The organism is Nonomuraea sp. NPDC005650 (assembly GCF_040605375.1).
In the GTDB taxonomy this organism is placed as follows: Bacteria; Actinomycetota; Actinomycetes; order Streptosporangiales; family Streptosporangiaceae; genus Nonomuraea.
Genome location: NZ_JBEXCR010000007.1, coordinates 305,113 through 324,731, shown reverse-complemented (window position 1 = coordinate 324,731; position 19,619 = coordinate 305,113). Strand labels below are relative to the sequence as shown.

Here is a 19,619-nt window from a genome sequence, read left to right as displayed (position 1 = left end):
GGGGCATTGACGAAAAATCCTTACATGGTACTCATAGATCGAGTCGGAAAGTTTCAGGACCCCCCACCGAGACCGTCCAGAGCTCACCTGAGGAGGACGCGCATGGCGCGCACCCAGACCCCCGACACCCCCATCGACTTATACGCCGCCGTCCAAGGAGAGGTCTCCTGGTTCTGCTGCGGCACCGCCTGGGGACCGTGCAGCACCACAGGCAAGGGCGCCTGCGGCACCTGCAACTCCGGCAGCCTCCAGCACGCGTGGCCCAACACCTCCGACGCTTGCTGGGCCATCACCCACCCCGACACCTGCGGCTTCAACCTCTCCCGCAGGACCTGCGGTTTCCAGCACCGCACCACGAACCTGTGCAGCGGCGTCAGCGTCGTCACCTCCATCGCCGACTGCGGCCCGCAGACCGACCTGTTCTGCGGAGAGCGCAGCTGCTGCGGCGCGACCTGCGCCACCGACCGGATCATCGACCTCACGCCCGCGGCGTACAGCAAGATCGCCAGCCTTTCCACCGGCCTGCGGCCCTGCTCGATCGACACGGCGTGAGGGGGCGACGATGACCAGCAGAAGAGACATGCTCAAGTCCGCCCTGCTCGGCGGCGGCGCCACCGTCGTGGCCGCGAGCGCGATGGGCTCGCTCGGCCCGGAGGCGGCCTTCGCCAACACCGCGCTCGACGTCGACCCGGGCGCCCCCGACCCCAACTTCGCCGAGGGCCGGATCCGTTCGATCAAGGACAACACGCTGCTCGTCCTCGGCTCGAACATGGTCATCCACAACATCAAGGTCGTGGACGGCACCAGCCTGTGGAAGCTCGGCCCCGTGGCGTTCGACGCGGCCAAGCCCGGCGACGGCCTGTACGCCCGAGGCGTGCGGATGCCGGACGGCACCCTCGCCGCCGAGTCGGTCTGGCTCAACATCGTCAACATCAAGGGCCACATCAAGAACATCACCGACCAGACCATCCACCTCGACCACAACGGCAAAGAGGTGCTGTGCCACGTCGTGGCCGGCAAGTCGGTCGCGATCCACTCCGAGGCGCCGCCCACCGCGGACCTGTCGATGCTGAAGGTCGCCCAGCACGTGCAGATCCTCGGTGCCTGGCGGCCTGACACGAACGAGGTCGACATCGCCACCGTCTTCTCCCCGCACTAGCAAGGAGCCTGAGCATGCACGGGATCGCCGCGACGCAGCCGTACGTGATCGCCCTGTTCCTCGCCTGGGCGGGCCTGATGAAGCTGTTCAGCCGGCGGATGCGGGCGCGGGCGGGGCAGACCGCCCTGGCCCGGCTGGTCGGCGCGACGCGCGCGGTCCCGGCGCTCCGGCTCGTCGGAGTGGCCGAGCTCGCGGTGGCCGCCGCCCTGCTGCTGCCGCCCGTCTCGCCGTGGGAGGGCGCGATCGCCGCGCTGCTCTCCGCCGGGTTCCTGGCGTATCTCACCTATTCGTACGTGGCCGCGCCCACCGCGTCGTGCGGCTGCCTCGGCGCCCACTCCAAGCCGGTGGACGTGCGGGCCTTCGCCCGCGCGGGGCTCCTGCTGGCCGCGAGCCTGCTGGCCGTCCCGGCGGACCCGGGCCCGCCGCTGGTGGCGCTCGGCCTGGCCGAGGCCGTGGCCCTGATGGCCCTGTCCGCGGAGCTGGACCGCTACTGGCTCACCCCCCTGCGGCGCCTGCGCGTACGGCTGCGCGGCCCGCTCGCCGTGCCGCCGTCGGAGCACGTCCCGCTGGGCGCCTCGCTGTACCTGCTCTACCACAGCCCCGCGTTCTGCTCGGCGTCCGCGCAGATCAGCTCGGACGTCCAGGACACCTGGGACGAGGACGGCCTGCGGTTCGTCGTCTTCGGGGCCCGCGAGCGCACGGCGGTCTTCGCCATCCCCCTCGTCGGGAACGACCCCACGGCCGTCCTGGTCACCCTCGTGGCGGCGTGACCGGCGCACCGATCATCCATCACCGAAAGGTTCACGACATGCGATTACGTGCTCGGCTCGTGTCAGGGGCGGTGCTCGCCGCCGGACTGCTGGCGGCTCAACCCGCGACGGCGGCCCACGCCGCGGTCGCGTTCCACGCCGACTCCGGGGACCAGTGCCTGCGCGGGGTCACGGAGGGGACCCTGGACTGGGTCGACGGGCCCGTCGTCCGGCCCACGGTCAAGGTCGACGGCTCCCTGACCGACGACGCGCCCTTCTCGGCGTGCGCCCCGGACGGGATGTACTCCCAGGCCACCTTCTCCGCGTACAAGGGCGGCACCCTCGTCGACTCCGAGGCCGTCAAGGCGGACGACGGCAAGGTCGCGATCGCCTTCGCGCTGTCCGACCCGGCGGGCGTCACGGCCATCGATCGCGTGGTCGTGCAGGTGTGCCGGTACAGCAGCACCCCGGTCGGGATCAGCTACTGCGGCCAGGCCGCCGAGTACAAGGCGCCCTGAGCCGTGGCACGTCCCGTGCCCGTCCGCGCGGGGACGGGCACGGGACGCCGTCAGGCCAGGGACACCGCGCCGCGAGGGGTGTCGAGCACCGCCCGCAACGCCGCCTCGGGCCCCTTCGAGACCTCCAGCTCCGCGCCGACCGCGGCCAGCTCGCGCCGGAGCGCGCCGGGGTCGGGGTGGGTGGCGGTGAAGGAGGCCAGGCGCAGTTGCGGCAGCCCGGAGGCGGCCGGGTGCGCGGTCCGGCCCCAGTCGATGAGGAACGGCACCGGGTTGATCGCCGCCGGGTCGGCCCACCTGGTGAGACGCCATTCCAGCAGCGTCCCCGCGGGCGTGCGGCGCGAGAGGGGCTGGACCTCGCCGGGGTCGACGCCGAGCTCGCGGGCCCGCCGTACCGTCTCGTCGATGTCGTCGGGCCGCACCGCCCAACCGGCGAGCCGGGACGCGGTGAGGGTCTCCAGGCCGAACGCGCGCGGCCGCGCGCCCGGCACCGCCGGGTCCGGGCCGATGATCTCCAGGTACGCGCCCGTGCCCAGCCCGACCAGGTAGTTGGCGGTGCCGCCCGGGTGGCTCCCGCCCGGCACCGGGGTCACCCCGGTGGCCTCGGCGAACGCGATGACACCCGCGGCCAGGTCGGGCACCGCGTAGACGAGGTGGTCGAGCTCCGCCGTCATGACGTGACCTCCGCCGTGGGCTCGCCGAGCGAGAGCATGAGCCGGTTGGCCCAGTTGAAGAACGCCGCAGCATGGATGACGTCGCTGATCGCCAGGTCGTCGAGCCCGGCCGCCCGCAGCGCCGCCACGTGGTCCGCGGTGAACTCGGCCGGGGTGGCGGCCAGGGCCACCGAGGCGTCGACGATCGCCTGCCACTCGCCGTCCTGGGGCGCGTTGACCCCCTCGTCGAGCAGCCGGTCCACGTCGTCGGCCCGCTTGGAGTAGTGGGCGGCGAAGCGGGCGTGCACCGAGGCGCAGAACACGCACCCGTTGCGGCGCGAGGTCGCCGTCGCCGCCAGCTCGCGCTCCGCCCGCGGCAGCCCGCCGTCGGCGTTGTAGAAGATGTCGTTGTCGGTCTTCGTCCTGGCCTGCAGGATCGCCGGGTCCCTGGCCAGGAGCAGGAAGTACGGCGACTTCGCGCGCGCCTTGTCGACCAGCGCCTCGTAGTGCTCGTCGGTCAGCTCGTCCGTGGCCAGGGGCGTCAGCCAGGGCTCCCACCCGAGCTGCTCCCGCGTGAACGCCGGTTGGGTCATGAGGTCGCTCCGTTCTGCAGGTGACGCAGCCCGGCCACCACGCGGATCTGGAAGGTGAGGAAGGCGACGAGCTGCGACAGCGTCACGACGCCCGTGGTGCTCCAGCCCGCCCGGGCCAGCGCGTCCAGGGCCTCCCGGCCGGCCTCCCTGGGCCGGAACACCAGCAGGTGGGCGTGCTCGAACGCGGCGGCGAGCCGTACGCCCAGGTCGGCCGGGCGGCGGGCCCGGTAGCGCAGCCCCTCGTCGCTCTCGGCCGACAGCGGGCCCTCGCCCGGGTAGACCCCGTACGGGCCGGTCGTGGCCCCGGCCGAGACCTCCGACTCGACGGCCTCGAGCAGCCCCGGCGAGAGCTCGGCCAGCCGGTCGGCGTAGAAACCCGCGATGCCGGGGTCGTGGTGCAGCCCGGCCACGAAGGCGGCGATCGCGTCCCGCTCGACGAGCGTGATCTCCTGCTCCGTCTCGGGGCTGAACAGCGCGTCGTAGCTGCGCTGGGCGTGCTCGCGGGCGGCGGGCCGGCGGGCGCGCAACCGGTCGAGCGGCGAGCCGGGCTGGATGCCCGCCAGGTGGTCGATGACGTCGGCGATCATGTGGAGCTCAATTCTGCGGAGGGAACCCAGCCGAGCGCGGGCGCGACCTCGGTCGCCAGCAGCTCGATCGAGCGGAGGATGAGGGGATGCGGCGGGTCCACCGAATGCACCTGGAGGACCAGGTCGGTGACCCGTTCGAGGGTCGGGTCGGCCTTGAGGCTCTCGATGACGTCCTGCGGCGTCCCCACGTGCACGTCGAACGCGGCGATGCGCCGGTCGAGGTCGCTGTCCGGCAGCTCGAACGGCAGCCGCCCGCGCCCGAGCCCGAGTTCGGCGTAGCGCAGCGCCTCGGCCCGGCTGTCGGCCACGAACGCGGTCCTGGAGGCCATGATCCGCGGGGCCGCGCCGGGCGGCAGGTGTTCGAGGTAGGCGTCCACGATGGGCCGCTGGATCTGGGCCAGCGTGGCCTGCGGGTCGTCGGCCGGGCGGGGCTGCGTGCGCGAGAGCATGAGCCCGTGGCCCGCCCGCCCGGCGCGTACGCCGCCGCCGACCGAGAACGTCGCCTGCCAGACCGCCTCCAGCAGCCTGGGCGCCGGCGGGTAGAGCCGGTTGCCGCCCCCGAGGTCACCCCCCGACCAGGCGTTGAGCAGCACGTCGAGGTTTCCCGCATAGACGGCCGAGCGCTCCGCGCTGTCGTGCCCGAACGGCGCGAACGACGAGGGCGTGCCGCCGCTGCCCACGCCGACCTCCAGCCGCCCGCCGGTGAGCAGGTCGAGCACGGCGGTGTCCTCGGCGACCCGCACCGGCTGCTCCAGCGGGAGCGTGATGATCCCGGTGCCGAGCCTGATGCGGCTGGTGCGGGCGGCCACGTGGGCGAGGAACACCAGCGGCGCGGGCAGGCCGCCCTCCGCGCCGTCGAAGTGGTGCTGGGCGACCCAGGCGGTGTCGAACCCGTACGCCTCGGCGTGCGCGATCTGCTCGGTGGCCAGCCGGTAGCGCTCGCCCGCGGGCACGTCGTCCAGCAGCCGCGTGAAGAAGCCGAGCCTCATATCGCCGGCTCCGGGATGGCGGCGAGCAGCTCGCGGGTGTATTCGTGCCGGGGGTCGGTGAAGACCCGCCGGGTCGTTCCTGATTCCACGATTCTTCCCTTGTTCATGACGGAGACGGTGTGCGAGATCTGCCGCACCACCGCCAGGTCGTGCGAGATGAAGAGGTAGGTCAGCCCCAGGTCGCGCTGGAGCTGTTCGAGCAGGTCGAGGATCTGCGCCTGCACGGTGACGTCGAGGGCGGAGACGGCCTCGTCGAGCACGACCACCTCGGGCCCGGCCGCCAGCGCGCGGGCGACGGCCACCCGCTGCCGCTGCCCGCCGGACAGCTCGCGCGGCCTGCGGGTGAGCACGTCCCGCGGCAGCGCGACCCGGTCCAGCAGGTCGAGCACGCGGGCCCGCCGCTCGGCCCGGTCCCCGAGCCGGAAGTTGCGCAACGGCTCCTCCACGATGTCGCCGACCGACTGCCGGGGGTCCAGCGAGCCGTACGGGTTCTGGTGGACGAGCTGCACGTGCCGGCGGAACCCGCGGCCCTCCCCCGCCCCGGCGATGGTGACCGTTCCCGAGGTGGGCTCGGCGAACCGCACCACCATCCGGGCCGTGGTCGTCTTGCCCGAGCCGGACTCGCCCACCAGCGCGTGCGTGGTGCCGCGGGCCACCTCGAACGAGACCCCGTCCACCGCCCGGAACCCCTTGAACTCCTTGACCAGGTCGCGCACCACGATCGCGGGCGCGCTCTCGGGAGGGGGGTCGCGGAAGGGGGACGCCGACAGCGACGGGGCGTCGTTCAGCAGGCGCTTGGTGTAGCCGGCGGCCGGGGACGCCAGCACCTCCGCCGTCCGGCCCTGCTCCTCGATCCGGCCGTCCTTCATGACGACCAGCCGGTCGGAGCGGGCGGCGGCCACGCCCAGGTCGTGGGTCACCAGCAGCAGCGCGGTGCCGGACTCCGCGCGCAGGTCGTCGATGAGGTCCAGGATGCGCCGCTGTACGGTGACGTCCAGGGCGCTGGTGGGCTCGTCGGCGATGATCAGGCGGGGTTCGAGCGCGATCGCGATGGCGATGAGCACGCGCTGGCGCATGCCGCCGGACAGCTCGTGCGGGTACTGGCGGGCCCGGGCCTCGGGGTCCGGCAGTCCCACGCGGGCCAGCAGGTCGATGACCCGGCTCCGGATCGCCCGGCGGTCGCCGCGCTTGTGGATGCGCAGCACCTCGGCGATCTGCGCGCCGACGGTCTTGACCGGGTCCAGCGAACTGGCCGGGTCCTGGGGGATCAGGCCGATCTGCGCGCCGCGTACCGACTCCATGCGCTTCGGCGACCACGACGCCAGGTCTGCGTCGCCCAGCAGGATCCGGCCCGCGTCCACGGCGCCGTTCGAGGGGAGCAGGCCGATGACGGCGTGCGCGGTGGTGGACTTGCCCGATCCCGACTCACCGACGACGGCGACGACCTCGCCGGGCTCCACGGTGAAGGAGACGCCCTCGACTGCGCGCCTGCCGTCGTAGGAGACGGCCAGGTCCCGGACCTCCAGCAGACTCATCCGTGCCTCCCTGCTGAACGCGGGCTCATCCGTGCCTCCCGATCGAGCGGCTGATGCGGCCGGCGGCGAGCACCACCACGACCACGACCGAGCCGGGCAGCGTGGTCAGCCACCACGACGTCGCCAGGTAGTTGCGCCCCTCCGAGATGAGCAGGCCCCACTCGGGCGTGGGCGGCTCGGCGCCGTACCCGAGGAAGCCGAGCGTCGAGATGGCCAGGATGGCCATCCCGAACTGCAGCGCCGCGAGCGCGATGACCGGGCCGAGCGAGTTGGGCAGCACGTGCCGCCACAGCACGGCCAGGAACCGGCCGCCGCTGCCGAACGCGGCCTCCACGTAGTCGGTGCGCCGCACCCGGACCACCTCCGAGCGCGACAGCCTGGCGAAGGACGCGACCGAGCCCACGCCCACCGCGATGGCCACGTTCACGGTGCCGGGGCCGAGCAGGATGATCACGGTCAGGGCCAGGAGCAGGCCGGGCACCGACAGCAGCACGTCCACGATCCGCATGACGGCCTCGTCCAGCACCCCGCCGATCGACCCCGCCAGCAGCCCGAGCAGCGTGCCCAGCACCAGGCCCACCGCCACGGCCACGAACGCGCCCGACAGCGAGTGCACGGACCCGTGCACCACCCGCGCGAACAGGTCGCGGCCCACCGCGTCGGTGCCGAACAGGTGGTACGAGCTCGGCCCCTGGAGCTTCTCGGCCGGGACGCCGGCGATCGGGTCGTACCCGGTGAACAGGCCGGGCACGACCGCCCAGAGCACGGCCAGGCCGATCACCGCCCACGCGAGCGCCGGCCCGCCCCGGCGCTTCACGCGGCCGCCTTGAGCCGCGGGTCGAGGACCGGGAACAGCACGTCCACCACCAGGTTGACCAGCACGAACACGGCCGCCGCGAGCACCACGACGGCCAGCATGACCGGCGTGTCCTGCGCGTTGACGGCCTGCTCGGTCAGCCGCCCGATGCCGCCGCGCCCGAAGACCGTCTCGGTCACGACCGACCCCGCGATCAGCTCGCCGAACGTCAGCCCCGCCACGGTCAGCGTCGGCAGCACGGCGTTGCGGGCCACGTGCCGCCACAGGATCCACCAGCGGGAGGCCCCCTTGGCCGCCACCACGGGCACGAACGCCTGCGTGGAGACCTGGTCCATGCTGCGCGCCAGCACCTGCGCGATCGGCGCGGAGATGGGCACGGCCAGCGTGAGCACCGGCAGCACGAGCTGCTGCACCGGCCCGCCACCGATGACGGGCACCAGCTTGAGCCGGAACGAGAACACCTGGATGAGCAGGATGCCCAGCCAGAACGCCGGGACCGACACGAACAGCGACGGCACCGACAGCAGCGCGTTCCTGAGCCAGGAGGTCCGGCTGTAACCGGCCGCGAACGCGATCAGCACGGCGATCAGCACGGCCAGCACGAACGCGGCCGAGGCCAGCTTCGCCGTCTCCGGCAGCGCCTCGCCCAGCCGCTCGACGACCGGCGTGCCGGTGTCGATGGAGTAGCCGAACGAGCCGCGCAGGAAGCCGAGCAGGGTGTTCAGGTAGTCGAGGAGCGGCGGGTCGCCGGCGCCGTAATAGGCCCGGATCTCGGCGATCTGCTGCGGCGACAGGCCCAGCTCGGGGTTCTGGAACTTGATCAGGATCGAGTCGCCGGGCAGCAGTTGCAGCAGCACGTAACTCGCCGTGAAGGCGATCCAGAGCACCAGCACCGCCTGCCCGACCCGGCCGAGCAGGTATCTGGTCACTGCTCCGACTTCCACACCGAGTAGAACCACGGCCTGGCGACCGCCTCGAAGGCCACCCCCTGGACGTACGGCGCCCCGCCGTAGACCTGCGGCTCCTCGAAGAGCGGGATCGCGTACCCCTGGTCGAGCACGTAGCGCTGGATCTCGGCGACCTTGGCGTTGCGCTTGGCGACGACGGGCTCAGCCGACTCCTCCTCCAGCAGCGTGTCCAGCTTGGTGTCGTCGGACAGGATCACGTCGCGGTTCTTGCTGTGGAAGTGGCTCTTGATCACGTCCTGGTCGGCGCGCCCGACCATGCCGTGCTGGATGGCGGTCTTCTCGGCGTCCTTGATGTCCACGGCCTGGGTGCCCGCGTCGGCGGGGCGGATCTCCAGCTTCACGCCGAGCTTGGCCCACTGCTGGCCGACGAGTTCGAGCGTCTGCTTCGACAGCGGCTGCGGGCCGGAGACGAACACGCCGAGCTGCAGGGGCACGCCGGCCTTCGCCCGGATGCCGTCGGCGCCCTTGGCCCAGCCCGCCTCGTCGAGGAGCCGGTTGGCCTTGGCGGGGTCGTAGGCGAGGTCCTTCGACAGGTCCACGTAGCCCTGCGCCAGATGGCTGAGCACCGAGGTGGCCTGCGGGTAACTGGTGGTGAAGAGGGTGTCCACGACCTCCTTGGCGTTCGTGCCGGCCTGGAGCGCCTTGCGGACCTTGACGTCCTTCAGGATGCTGTTGCGCGGCCGCAGGTAGAGGCCGTTGTTGACGCCTCGCGTGGGCTCGGCGTAGATCTGGAAGCCCGCGTCCTTGACGGTCTTCTCGTCGTACGCCTGGACGTACCTGACGAAGTCGGCCTGGCCGGAGGTGAGGGCGCCGACGCGCACGTTGTCCTCGGGCGTCACGATGATCTTGATTTCGTCCAGGTACGCGCGGCCCTGGTGCTTCGACGACGGCGGCGCCCAGTTGTAGTCCTTGCGCGCGGCCAGGTCCACTTCCTTGTCGACGACCTGGTTCTTCAGCGTGAAGGGGCCGGAGCCGACGATGTTCTTGAGCTGGCACTGCTGCTCGTACGGCAGCGAGATCGTCTTCTTGGACACCAGCCCGGCGCCGATGACCGAGGTGCCCTGGAGGAAGCCGGGCGACGGCTTGTCGAAGTGGAAGCGCACGGTCAGCGGGTCGACGACCTCGCTGCGCTCGTAGTTGTTGACGAACTCGGCGACGGGCAGCTTGAGCTTCTCGTCGCCCAGGCCGTACACGTCGAAGTTGGCCGCGACGGCGGAGGCGTCCAGCGGGCTGCCGTCGCTGAACGTCACACCGTCGCGCAGGTGGAACGTGTACTCCGTGGCGTCCTCGTTGATCTCCCACTTGGTGGCGATCCACGGCTCGATCTCGAGCGTCTTCGGGTTCTGCCAGGTGAGCTTGTCGGTGATCTGGTTGAGGATGCCGCCGTTGGGATAGAACCCGGCAGCCGGCAGGTAGAGGCAGGTCGGCGGCTGGTGCTCAAGGTAGGTGAGCGTGCCGCCGAAGACGGGCTGCCCGCCGCTCTTCGCCGTCTGGGCAGCTCCGCCACCGCCACAGGCGCCGAGAAGCCCCACGACGGCGAGCATCGCGGTGCTCGCCACGGCTGTGGTGCGCAGTCTGGAGGTTGGCATGAGGGATCTGCCCTTCGTTGTACGGGAGCCATCGGCGCAAACCACTATAACCTACCTATAAAGCAGGAAATAGTGAGATAGCGCACCAGGGCCCGCCCGCCCGGAGGGCGCTACGCGGGCCCGGAGGAGTCCACGACGTCGGCGAGGGTGATCTCCCCCAGCAGGGCGTCCTCATGGTTGCGCAGCTGGGCCCAGATCGCGGCCAGCGGCGCGGCGGCCTTCGGGAAGGGCCGGGTGGCCTGCTCCACGCCTTCGGTGACCCGGATGATGTCGGCCAGGGCGATCTCCTTGGCCGGGCGGGCGAGCCAGTAGCCCCCGTCGGGGCCGCGCTGGCTGTGGATGAGACCGGCCCTGCGGAGCTGGAGCAGGATGTTGTCGCAGAAGCGACGCGGGATCTCCTGGGTGGCGGCGATCCATTCCGCGTGCACCGGGCCGTCCGCCACGGCCAGGGCGAGCATGGCGCCGAGAGCGTACTGGGTACGGGCAGAGATTCTCATAGGCATCAATGCGTCGGGCTCGGCTCCCCCGCGGGAAGCCGAGCCGGCGCGCGTGGCCTCAGGCTGAGGCCGTCTCCTCCTCCGCCGTCGAACGGGCCTGCAGCTCGGACTCGACCGCCTCGACCGACTCGTTGGCCTTGTCGCGGCGGTACTCGCGGACCGACCAGGCGATGGCGGCCACCCAGATGAGTGCGATGACGATGTACGCGACCGTCTGGACCCCGCCGGAGGCCTTGATCCAGTCACTGCGCAGCAGGCTGCGCACGTTGGTCAGCACGATGACGCCGCCCACGGCCGAGCCGAGGATGCGCGGCGGGATGTGCCGGACCAGCCACGCGGCGATCGGCGCGGCGATGACGCCGCCGAGCAGCAGCACGGCCACCCAGGCGAAGTTGATGTTCTCGGAGCCGATGCCGACGAAGAAACCGATGCTGGCGGCGATGGCGACGAGGAACTCGCTCGCGTCGACCGAGCCGACCACCTTGCGCGGTGCCAGGCGGCCGCTGGCCAGGATGGCGGGGGTGCCGACGGGGCCCCAGCCACCACCGCCGGTGGCGTCGACGAAGCCGGCCACCAGGCCGAGCGGGGCGAGGAAGCGCCTGCGCAGCGGCTTGCCCAGGTTGCCGCGCGGCAGCCCGAAGGCGGTGAAGCGGATGAGGATGTAGACGCCGAGGGAGAGCAGGATGAGAGACATGACCGGGGCGGCGACCTCGGTCGAGAGGCTGGACAGGAACGTCGCGCCGGCGAAGGCGCCGACCGCTCCCGGGATGCCGATCTTGGCGACGACCTTCCAGTCGACGTTGCCGAAGCGCCAGTGGGAGATGCCCGAGGCGAGAGTGGTGCCGATCTCCGCGAGGTGGACGGTCGCCGAGGCGGCCGCCGCGTTGGTGCCGATGGCCAGCAGAAGCGTGGTCGACGTGACGCCGTAGGCCATGCCCAGGCTTCCGTCGACGAGCTGGGCCGCGAAACCGACCAGCCCGAGCAGGATGAGCGCTCGCACAACCGCCCCTTTCCTATCTTTCCTACTATACAAGTAGGATTAAGGATTTATTAGTTTCAAGATCGAGTCAAGTCATGGACCGCTCTTCGTGCATAAGCCCGTACGTCGGCGTCCGGATCGTCGAGGACCGCGCCCAACGCCTCCGAGACCTCGGGCGCCGTGGCCCAGGGGGTCAGCGCGAGGACGGCCGCCTTGCGCACGTCCTGGTTGGCGTCCGAGAGGGCGGTGACGAGCGGGCCGATCGCCGTCTCCGGGTCCGCGGCGGCCAGGCAGCGGGCCGCGCCCACGCGTACCTCCCAGTCGGGCTCTTCCAGGCCCTTGACGGCACGCGACTCCAGCGGGGCGCCCGCCGCGCCGGACGCCTCCAGCGCGGCGGCCCTGACCAGCGGGTCGGCGTCGTCGGCGAGCACCGCCAGCACGGCGTGCGGCCCCATGGCCCCGCCGATGAGGCCCAGGCGGTCGGGGTCGCCGATCCCCGCCGCGAACGCCTCCCGACCGCCGAGCCGCAGCGCGCGCAGCACGTCGAGCGCGGCGGCCCGGACGACGGCGTCCGCGCCGGTCAGGCACCCGGCCAGGGCCGCGCCCAGCGACGGGGTGGCGGGCAGCTCCTCGGCCAGCCGGTGCAGCTCCAGGATCCGGGGCGAACGCCCCACGGCCGCCCGTTCCCTCCGCACGAAGATGTCGTTGTGCTCGAGGTCGGCGTCGAACAGCGGCTCTCCGACGTCCCGCACCAGGTAGGTCAGGTCCAGCGAGAGCGGCAGGCCGTTGAGGCGGCGCAGCCGTTCGAGGTAGACGACCTGCTCACCGGCGGGCAGGTCGAGCCGGTGGCTGACCGCCTTGCGCGGCTCGATCAGGGTCATGGTCCTGACCTGGTTGGTGACCTCGCCGTGCTCGTGCAGGGTCTCCGCCAGGCCGAGCAGCCGGTGCAGGCCGTGCGGGTACTTCTCCCTGGCCACCGTGGTGCCGACACCTGGGCACCGGTCGACCAGTCCCTCCTCGCGCAACAGCCCGAGCGCCTCGCGCACGGTGCTGCGCGAGGCGCCGAACTCGCGTGCCAGCGCCGCCTCCAGCGGCAGCTGGCCACGCGGGAAATGGCCGTGGACGATCTGCAATCCGGTAGGGAAATAGGGATAACGGTCGGGTTGCGCCACCCGGGCGCTCCCGCAGGCGGCCCCCGATCAGCCGTTCTCCCTGGACGACGGCAAGATCTGCCACCCCTTACGAGGTCAGGCCGCCCTCAGCGGGCGCAGGGCGCCGCCCCAGGCGAGGACCTGGTCGAGCAGGGCGCCGAGCTTGTCCTCGTGCACGGCGGCGGGCTTGAAGTCGGTCATGTTCTCGAAGTCCGTGAAGAGCGAGAGCGTGACCTGCTGCTGCACGGTGGCCACGCCGACGTTGGAGAGGACGTCGCGCAGGTGCCCGACGGCCTGGACCGCGCCACCCACCCCGTAGCCGACGAAACCGGCCGCCTTGTTGGTCCACTCCGCGTACAGGAAGTCGACGGCGTTCTTCAGCGAGCCCGGGATCGAGTGGTTGTACTCGGGCGTCACGAAGACGAACGCGTCGAAGGAGGCGATCTTCGCCGCCCACTGCTTGGTGTGCTCGTGCTCGTAGTTCCCGGCGGCGGGGTGCTGCGGCTCGTCCAACTGGCGCAGGTCGTAGTCCTTCGCGTCCACCAGTTCGTACTCGGCGTCGCCGCGCTTGGCCGCCAGGTCGTGGACCCACCGCCCCACCGCTTCGCCGTTGCGGCCCGGACGGGTGCTGCCCACGATGATGCCAACCTTGATCATGTCAATCGGTCCCTTTCAGGGGGTCAGGAAAATGCCTGACCTACGGTATGGGCCCGAGCTGAGATATCCAATGCTTCAATGTCTAGCTTTTATACGCGAGCGTCTCAGTGGTTAGACTTGTCACATGGACGTGCTGAGCGATGTCGTCGCCCTCATGCGCACCGGACGCCCGACCTCCGTCCGCGTCTCCTGGCGGGGTCCCTGGGGCAAGGAGTTCCCGTCGGTGCCGGGATCGGCGGGTTTCCAGGTGGTGCTGCGCGGGTCGTGCTGGCTGATCCCGCGCGACGGTGACCCGGTCCCGCTGAGCGTGGGCGACGTGGTCTTCTTCCCGCACGGCGACGGCTACGGCCTGGCCGACGGTCCCGGCACACCGCTCGCCGCGCCGACCTGCAACCCGTACCGGGAGTTCGAGCTGTTCGCCTCGACGGTCGAGGGTGGCGACGGGGCCGAGACGGTCACCCTCTGCTGCGGCTACCAGCTCGACCCCACCAGGATCCACCCGATCCTGGGCGCGTTGCCCGACGTGATCCACCTGCCGGCGACGCTCGGCCACCACCCCGAGCTCAGGGCCGCCGTCGAGCTGCTCGCCGGCGAGATCGACAACCCCAGGCCGGGCGCGGACACCGTCGTCACGTCCCTGCTCGAAGTGCTCCAGCTCTATATCCTGCGGGCCTGGTTCGCGCAGGAGTCCGGGGCGTGCAGGGAGTCGGGATGGGCCGCCGCGCTGGCCGACCCGGCCATCGGCCGCGCGCTGGACGCCATCCACCGCGCCCCCGCCGACCGCTGGACGGTCGAGTCGCTCGGCGCCCACGCAGGGCTCTCGCGGGCCGGCTTCGCCCGCCGCTTCACGACCCTCGTCGGGCAGCCGCCGCTGGCGTACCTCACGTGGTGGCGCCTGGCCACGGCGGCCCGCATCCTGCGCGAGGCCCCCGACAACTCGGTGGCGGAGGTGGCACAGCAGGTCGGGTACGGGTCGGAGTTCGCGTTCGCGAACGCCTTCAAGCGGCAGTACGGGCTGCCGCCCGGCAAGTACCGCCGCCAGGCCTGCGAAGAGGTGCTTACGGCCTCCTGAGATTTGGGGGGTAGCTGGGGCATATGGTGACCAGCTACTACACAATGGAGCAATGGCATACCCTCCGCAGCCTCCCCCGCCCCAGCCCCAGCCGGACGGACCGTGGGGCGCGCAAGGAGCGCCGCAAGGGTACGGCCCACAGCCGAACCACGGGTCACAACCGAACCACGGCCCACAGCCGACTTACGGGTCACAACCGGGCTACGGCCCACCACCCGGGCAAGGCGGCCCCCCGCAACCCCAGCCCCCTCAGCCCGGCTACGGCCAACCCGGATACCCACCTCCTCCACCCGGGCAGGGCCCTCCGCCGCCCGGCTACGGTCCACCCCCTGCGCAGGGGCCCCCTGGGTCCGGCTACGGCGCCCCACCTGGGCAGGGAGCCCCTCCACCCGGATACGGTCCCTCTCAGGCTCCACCTGGGTACGGCCCGGCGGGCGGGCAAGGCGGCTACGGGCCCGGGCCGGGCCGGCCGCCGGGAGCGGGCGGGCCCCCGCCCGGCGCCCCGACCGGGCCGCAAGGGACGCTGCTGCTCCCGGCCCCGGGCCCCGTCCCAGGGCCGCACCCAGTCCCCGCCGCACCCCCGAAGAGCGGCAACGCCCTGGTCATCGGCCTGGTCGTGGGCCTGGTCTCGGTCCTCCTGATCGGCGGCGGGGTCATCGCGTTCCTCTACATGCGCGACTCCGCCCAGAAAACGGCCGTCGCCCTCCCGACCACGGACCCCTTCCCGACGACCACGACCGCGCCGCCGTCCGACCAGCCATCGGCCTCCCCGTCGGACCCGCCCGCCTCCGAGCCCGCCGAACCCACCCCGGCCCCCAGCGACACCAGGCCCACCACCTCGAAGCGGGTGGATCCCGACTCGCCGCTGACCGACGACGAGTTCGAGGACTGGGACTTCAAGCTGGGAGACGTGGAGCTCGAGGCCAAGAAGGTGGGCGGCTGGACGTACGACAGCTGCGACCCGGTGGACGGCCAGGGCGTGCTGGCCAAGAACGACTGCCAGCGCGCCGTGCAGCTCGCGTACTCCGCGTACGGCGGACACATCAAGGCGGTCCAGCTCCTGATGTCGTTCCCCAGTGAGGCGGCCGCCAAGACGACGGCCTCGCGCCTGGCGAAGCTCACCTCGGACGCGGTCAAGTGGCGTACGGACAAGACGCACAAGAGCTACGTCTACGGCAAGATGCGCTCGGGCGCGTCCAAGAAGTACGTGGTCGTGACGGTCCTCACCGCGGACAAGGCGGCCAAGCCCATGGCCACGTACTACCACCAGTACCTGCAGAGCGACATCGCGGGCTACTTCCTCTTCCGCGACCTCACCGTCACCAGCTGACGTGGCCCGGCCGGCGCCTCATGGTGTGCCCCTGCGCCACCATGAACACCTGGTCAAGCCTCGGCTGGTGCTGCATCCATCGCGAGTATGCACACCCCTCGGCCCGCCAGTCTGTGTCCTAGTGCACAATCCGCCCAAATGGGAGCAACGCTAGGACTCCTAGTCGTGCTAGCGTGCTGGGTATGTCGATAGCCGCCCGCCGAGCACGCGAACGCGCGCAACGCCACCAGCTGATCATCACCGCCGCCCGCGAGCTGGCCGAGTCCGAGGGCTGGGACGCCGTGACGACCCGGCGGCTGTCGGAGCGCGTCGAATACAGCCAGCCCGTGCTCTACAGCCACTTCAAGGGCAAGGACGCCATCGTGCGCGCGGTCGCGATCGAGGGGTTCGTTGAGCTGGCGAGCAAGCTCCGGGCGGCGCGCACCTCGGCGGCGGGCGGCGATCCCAAGGAGGTGCTGCGCCGGGTTTCGACGGCCTACCTCGACTTCGCCCGCACCCACCGCGCCCTGTACGAGGCCATGTTCGTCATGCCCGTGGCCATCCCCTTCGCCACCGAGGAGACGCCCGAGGAGCTGCGGGCGGCGTTCGGCGAGTTCGTGCTCGCGCTGGAGCCGGTGGCCGGCGAGCACCATCCCGGCATCTTCGCCGAGGTGGTGTGGGCCGCCCTGCACGGCCTCGCCACGCTGGCCCACGACCGGCGGATCCCGGCCGAGCACCAGGAGGTCAGGACCGACCTCCTCATCGACCACCTCACCCGCCCCGCATAACCGGACCACTCGACCGCAAAGGCCCCCCAGAGAGCGAACCGCTCGACCGCAAAGGTCCGACCCGGACCGAACGGGCCCCGCCGGCAACGACCGCGGAGGTCCCGCCCAGGTGAAGGGACCGCCGACACCAAGCCCCGGTTAAGCCAGCAACCCCCGCTGCCGTGCGGCCGCGGCCGCCTGGGTGCGGGTGGAGACCTCCAGCTTCCCCAGGATGTTGGACACGTGCACGCTGACCGTCTTCTGCGCGATGAACAGCCGCTCCGCGATCTCCCGGTTGGTCAGGCCCTCGGCGACCAGCCGCAGCACCTCCACCTCCCGCGCCGTAAGCCCACCATCACCGGACCCGCCACCCTGCCCGCCGGGCCGGATGCCGCCCTGCCCACCGGCCCGGCCGCCGCCGAACCGGGCCCGCCGCCCGAGCTCCAGCAGCGCGTTCGCCAGCGGCGTGGCCCGCAGCCGCTCCGCCGTCTCCAGCGCCAGGGCCCACTCCGCCTGCGCCCCCTCCCGATCGCCGGCCGCCAGCAGCGCCTCGGCCAGCCGCCAGCGGGACCGCGCCACCTCGTAGACGAACCCGAAGTCGAACGCGTCCACGACCTGGCGCCACAGGTCCACGTCGAGCCGCCCGTGCACGCGATGCCACTCGGCCTCCACCCGCAGCGCCCAGGCCAGCCCTTCGGGCCCCAGGTGGCCGGGCTCGCCGCTGGGCCCTGAGTCGACGGCGAGGCGGGCGCGGGCGCGCAGCTCGTCGGCGCCCTCGGTGGTGCCGAGTTCGGCCAGCGCCCAGAGCCCGACGGCGGCCAACCGCAGTGCCCTCGCGTCGACCTCGACCATCGACGCCGTGACCGCCCGCACATGGCCGAGCGCGGTCGCGGGGTCGCCGTGCCAGAGCGCGTGCTCGGCGGCCAGGCCACGGGACATGTACGTGGCCAGCTCGTCGTACCAGAACGGCCGCAGCCAGCTCAGCCGGGCCTCGACCGCGGGCAGGTCTCGCGCCACCTCGACGAACAGCGCGAACGACGACAGGGTCGCCTCCGGCAGCGTGCCCACCCGCGCCCCGAAACCGGCCGCGACGGCCTGGGCCTGGTCCCACTCGCCGGCCACGTAGTGGATCAGGAACCGCAGGAAGCGGAGGTCGGTGCCGTAGGTGCTCCACTTGAGCCCGGTCTCGAACGCCACGCGGATGCCGTCGTCGGCCACCTCGGCGGCCTTGACCAGCAGGCCCTGCTCGTAGTGGATGCGGGCGTGCTGGAAGCGGGCGCGCAGATCCATCGCCAGGTCGCCGGAGCTCTCGGCCGAAGCCGTCTCGATCAGCTCGTGGGCCCTGGCCACGTCGCCCTGGAGCTCCACGGAGACGGCCAGCGTGAGCAGGGCGCCCACCTCGGCGTCCCTGGCGCCGCAGGCGCGGGCGGTCTCCAGCGCCCGCGTGGACAGGGCCTCGACCTCGCGGTGGCGGGTGCTCCAGAGCAGGGTGCGGGCATGCGTGGCCAGGGCTCGGGCGAGCGCGGGCTGGTCTTCGGCGCTCGCCACGGCGCGCTCCGCCGACGCGATGGCGCCCGGCTGGTCGTCGGCTTCGTACAGGTAGTAGGCCATGCGTTCGCTGACCTCGGACGTCGGCGGCAGGGCCTTGAGCTGGTTGATCGCACGATGGTTGTCGCCGCTGTCGGCCGCCGACACGGCGCTGCGCATCGCCAGCGCGAACCGGCTCTCCCCGGCCAGCTCCGCCGCGCCCTCGACCCGGTCCCACAGGCCGAGCACCTGGTCGTAGTGGCTGTGCGCCTCGGCGGGCGCCCCGAGCCGCTCGGCCAGCCGCCCCGCCTCGGCGGAGGCCGCCAGCGCCCCGGCCAGGTCGTGACCGGCGAGGTGGTGGTGGGCCAGCTCGGCGGGCGAGGTCAGCAGCCGGGCGAAGGCGGCGTGCAGCCGCGTTCGCTCGCCGGGCAGCAGGTCGGTGTAGACCGCCTCCTGGAGCAGGGCGTGGCGGAAGGCGTATCCGTAGCCGTCGACCCTGAGCAGCCCGCGCGAGACGATCTCCCTGACCGCCTCCTCGAACTCCGCCAGCGGCAGCCCCGACACCTCCCGCAGCAGCTCGTCCTCCACCCTGCGGCCGGCCACGGCGGCGGCCCGCAGCACCCGCTGCCCGGCCTCCGACAGCAGCTCGACCCGGGACATCAGCAGGCTGGCCAGCCCGTCGGGCAGGCTGTCGCCCTCGGCCATGGCCGCGAACAGCTCCTCCGCGTAGAACGGGTTGCCGTCGGCGCGGGTCACGATGAGGCCCAGCGCCTGAGCGCCCACCTCCCCCATAGTGGCGACATAGTCGGACATGTCGCCGGAGCCGAGCGGCCCCAGCTCGACCCCCATCACCGTGGGCAGCCGCCGCAGCTCGGCCAGCACCGAGCGGAGCGGGTGGCGGCGGTGGAGGTCGTCGGTGCGATAGGTGCCGACCACGCAGACGCGCTCGCTCTGCACCATGCGGCTGAGGAAGACCAGCAGGTCACGGGTGGACCGGTCGGCCCAGTGCAGGTCCTCGATCACGAACAGCACCGGCTGCACGTCGGCCAGCAGCCCCAGCAGCGAGCCGAACAGCCGCTGCTGCGTGAGCCCCGCCGACGGGGCGCTCTCCATGCCCGGTAGCAGCTGGCCCAGCATGGGATGGGCGGCGGCGGCCTCGCGCACGGCCGGCTCCGCGCCGCGCAGCGCGTCGGCCAGCGGCAGATAGGGCAGCGCGTCGCCCAGCTCGGCGCACTGGCCGACCAGCACGTGGAAACCTTGCTTGCGGGCCTCGGCCACCAGCTCGGTGACCAGCCGGGTCTTGCCGATGCCGGCGTCGCCGCCGACGAGCGCCACTCCGGCGGTGCCCTCGGCCGCCGACCGCAGCACCCGCACGAGCCCGGACAGCTCGGCAGAGCGCCCGACAAGAAGACCGTTCACGCCAGAAACTATGCCACGCCCCACTGACATCCCATTGGTCCAGGAAATCGGACCGAGATTGGCCCTCATCGACATACCAAAGGCATT

The 19,619-nt window shown here is 72.1% G+C and carries 20 protein-coding genes; 7 read left to right on the top strand and 13 right to left on the bottom strand.

All coding sequences use genetic code 11. The annotated features are described in order from the left end of the window. The first annotated feature begins 102 nt into the window (after window positions 1-102). The 4 genes from ABZS69_RS14860 to ABZS69_RS14845 are packed head-to-tail and all read left to right on the top strand — an operon-like array spanning window position 103 to window position 2,426. Window positions 103-552, top strand: coding sequence for a hypothetical protein (locus tag ABZS69_RS14860; protein ID WP_355371442.1), 450 nt, complete (start codon window positions 103-105; stop codon window positions 550-552). Window positions 553-562: 10 nt separating this feature from the next. Beyond that, window positions 563-1,159 carry a cell wall protein gene (locus ABZS69_RS14855; protein ID WP_355371439.1) on the top strand — a complete coding sequence of 199 codons (597 nt, stop codon included), beginning with the start codon at window positions 563-565 and terminating at the stop codon, window positions 1,157-1,159. Between the two features lie 14 nt (window positions 1,160-1,173). Then, window positions 1,174-1,929 carry a MauE/DoxX family redox-associated membrane protein gene (locus ABZS69_RS14850; protein ID WP_355371436.1) on the top strand — a complete coding sequence of 252 codons (756 nt, stop codon included), beginning with the start codon at window positions 1,174-1,176 and terminating at the stop codon, window positions 1,927-1,929. 38 nt (window positions 1,930-1,967) lie between these two features. Then, window positions 1,968-2,426, top strand: a complete 459-nt coding sequence (locus ABZS69_RS14845; RefSeq protein WP_355371434.1) for a hypothetical protein — start codon at window positions 1,968-1,970, stop codon at window positions 2,424-2,426. A gap of 50 nt (window positions 2,427-2,476) precedes the next feature. Here the strand turns inward: ABZS69_RS14845 and ABZS69_RS14840 are convergent, their stop codons facing one another. The 12 genes from ABZS69_RS14840 to ABZS69_RS14785 form a co-directional block, all read right to left on the bottom strand. Continuing rightward, window positions 2,477-3,097: a VOC family protein gene (locus ABZS69_RS14840; protein WP_355371431.1), complete on the bottom strand. Its 621-nt coding sequence runs from the start codon at window positions 3,095-3,097 to the stop codon at window positions 2,477-2,479. After that, window positions 3,094-3,669 carry an alkylhydroperoxidase domain protein gene (locus tag ABZS69_RS14835; RefSeq protein WP_355371429.1) on the bottom strand — a complete coding sequence of 192 codons (576 nt, stop codon included), beginning with the start codon at window positions 3,667-3,669 and terminating at the stop codon, window positions 3,094-3,096. The genes ABZS69_RS14840 and ABZS69_RS14835 overlap by 4 nt, the downstream gene beginning before the upstream one ends. Further along, complete coding sequence (locus ABZS69_RS14830; RefSeq protein WP_355371426.1) at window positions 3,666-4,256, bottom strand: CMD domain protein; 591 nt, start codon at window positions 4,254-4,256, stop codon at window positions 3,666-3,668. Before ABZS69_RS14830 ends, ABZS69_RS14835 begins: the two co-directional genes overlap by 4 nt. Then, window positions 4,253-5,245 (bottom strand): putative FMN-dependent luciferase-like monooxygenase, encoded by a 993-nt coding sequence (locus ABZS69_RS14825; protein WP_355371423.1) that lies wholly within the window; start codon window positions 5,243-5,245, stop codon window positions 4,253-4,255. Before ABZS69_RS14825 ends, ABZS69_RS14830 begins: the two co-directional genes overlap by 4 nt. Further along, entirely contained in the window at window positions 5,242-6,780 is a 1,539-nt protein-coding gene (locus ABZS69_RS14820) for an ABC transporter ATP-binding protein (RefSeq protein ID WP_355371420.1), read from the bottom strand. Before ABZS69_RS14820 ends, ABZS69_RS14825 begins: the two co-directional genes overlap by 4 nt. A 25-nt stretch (window positions 6,781-6,805) precedes the next feature. Further along, a complete protein-coding gene (locus tag ABZS69_RS14815) occupies window positions 6,806-7,597 on the bottom strand; it encodes an ABC transporter permease (RefSeq protein ID WP_355371417.1) in 792 nt (263 codons plus the stop codon). Beyond that, window positions 7,594-8,526 carry an ABC transporter permease gene (locus tag ABZS69_RS14810; protein WP_355371414.1) on the bottom strand — a complete coding sequence of 311 codons (933 nt, stop codon included), beginning with the start codon at window positions 8,524-8,526 and terminating at the stop codon, window positions 7,594-7,596. The genes ABZS69_RS14815 and ABZS69_RS14810 overlap by 4 nt, the downstream gene beginning before the upstream one ends. Then, window positions 8,523-10,154, bottom strand: a complete 1,632-nt coding sequence (locus tag ABZS69_RS14805) for a TIGR04028 family ABC transporter substrate-binding protein (RefSeq protein WP_355371411.1) — start codon at window positions 10,152-10,154, stop codon at window positions 8,523-8,525. Before ABZS69_RS14805 ends, ABZS69_RS14810 begins: the two co-directional genes overlap by 4 nt. A 110-nt stretch (window positions 10,155-10,264) precedes the next feature. After that, window positions 10,265-10,651 (bottom strand): Rrf2 family transcriptional regulator, encoded by a 387-nt coding sequence (locus ABZS69_RS14800; protein WP_355371408.1) that lies wholly within the window; start codon window positions 10,649-10,651, stop codon window positions 10,265-10,267. Between the two features lie 58 nt (window positions 10,652-10,709). Beyond that, window positions 10,710-11,651 (bottom strand): sulfite exporter TauE/SafE family protein, encoded by a 942-nt coding sequence (locus ABZS69_RS14795; RefSeq protein ID WP_355371405.1) that lies wholly within the window; start codon window positions 11,649-11,651, stop codon window positions 10,710-10,712. A gap of 56 nt (window positions 11,652-11,707) precedes the next feature. Next, window positions 11,708-12,802: a HEAT repeat domain-containing protein gene (locus ABZS69_RS14790; protein WP_355371402.1), complete on the bottom strand. Its 1,095-nt coding sequence runs from the start codon at window positions 12,800-12,802 to the stop codon at window positions 11,708-11,710. Window positions 12,803-12,877: 75 nt separating this feature from the next. Beyond that, a complete protein-coding gene (locus tag ABZS69_RS14785; protein ID WP_355371399.1) occupies window positions 12,878-13,438 on the bottom strand; it encodes an NAD(P)H-dependent oxidoreductase in 561 nt (186 codons plus the stop codon). A gap of 124 nt (window positions 13,439-13,562) precedes the next feature. On the opposite strand from ABZS69_RS14785, the gene ABZS69_RS14780 reads away from it, so the two are divergent. From ABZS69_RS14780 to ABZS69_RS14770, 3 genes are all read left to right on the top strand, one after another. Continuing rightward, a complete protein-coding gene (locus tag ABZS69_RS14780; protein ID WP_355371397.1) occupies window positions 13,563-14,510 on the top strand; it encodes an AraC family transcriptional regulator in 948 nt (315 codons plus the stop codon). 616 nt (window positions 14,511-15,126) lie between these two features. Further along, entirely contained in the window at window positions 15,127-15,840 is a 714-nt protein-coding gene (locus tag ABZS69_RS14775) for a hypothetical protein (protein ID WP_355371394.1), read from the top strand. Between the two features lie 182 nt (window positions 15,841-16,022). Beyond that, window positions 16,023-16,607, top strand: coding sequence for a TetR/AcrR family transcriptional regulator (locus ABZS69_RS14770; RefSeq protein WP_355371391.1), 585 nt, complete (start codon window positions 16,023-16,025; stop codon window positions 16,605-16,607). A gap of 138 nt (window positions 16,608-16,745) precedes the next feature. Here ABZS69_RS14770 and ABZS69_RS14765 read toward each other — a convergent pair whose 3' ends face one another. Then, window positions 16,746-19,532 (bottom strand): AAA family ATPase, encoded by a 2,787-nt coding sequence (locus ABZS69_RS14765; RefSeq protein WP_355371388.1) that lies wholly within the window; start codon window positions 19,530-19,532, stop codon window positions 16,746-16,748. Between the last annotated feature and the right edge of the window lie 87 nt (window positions 19,533-19,619).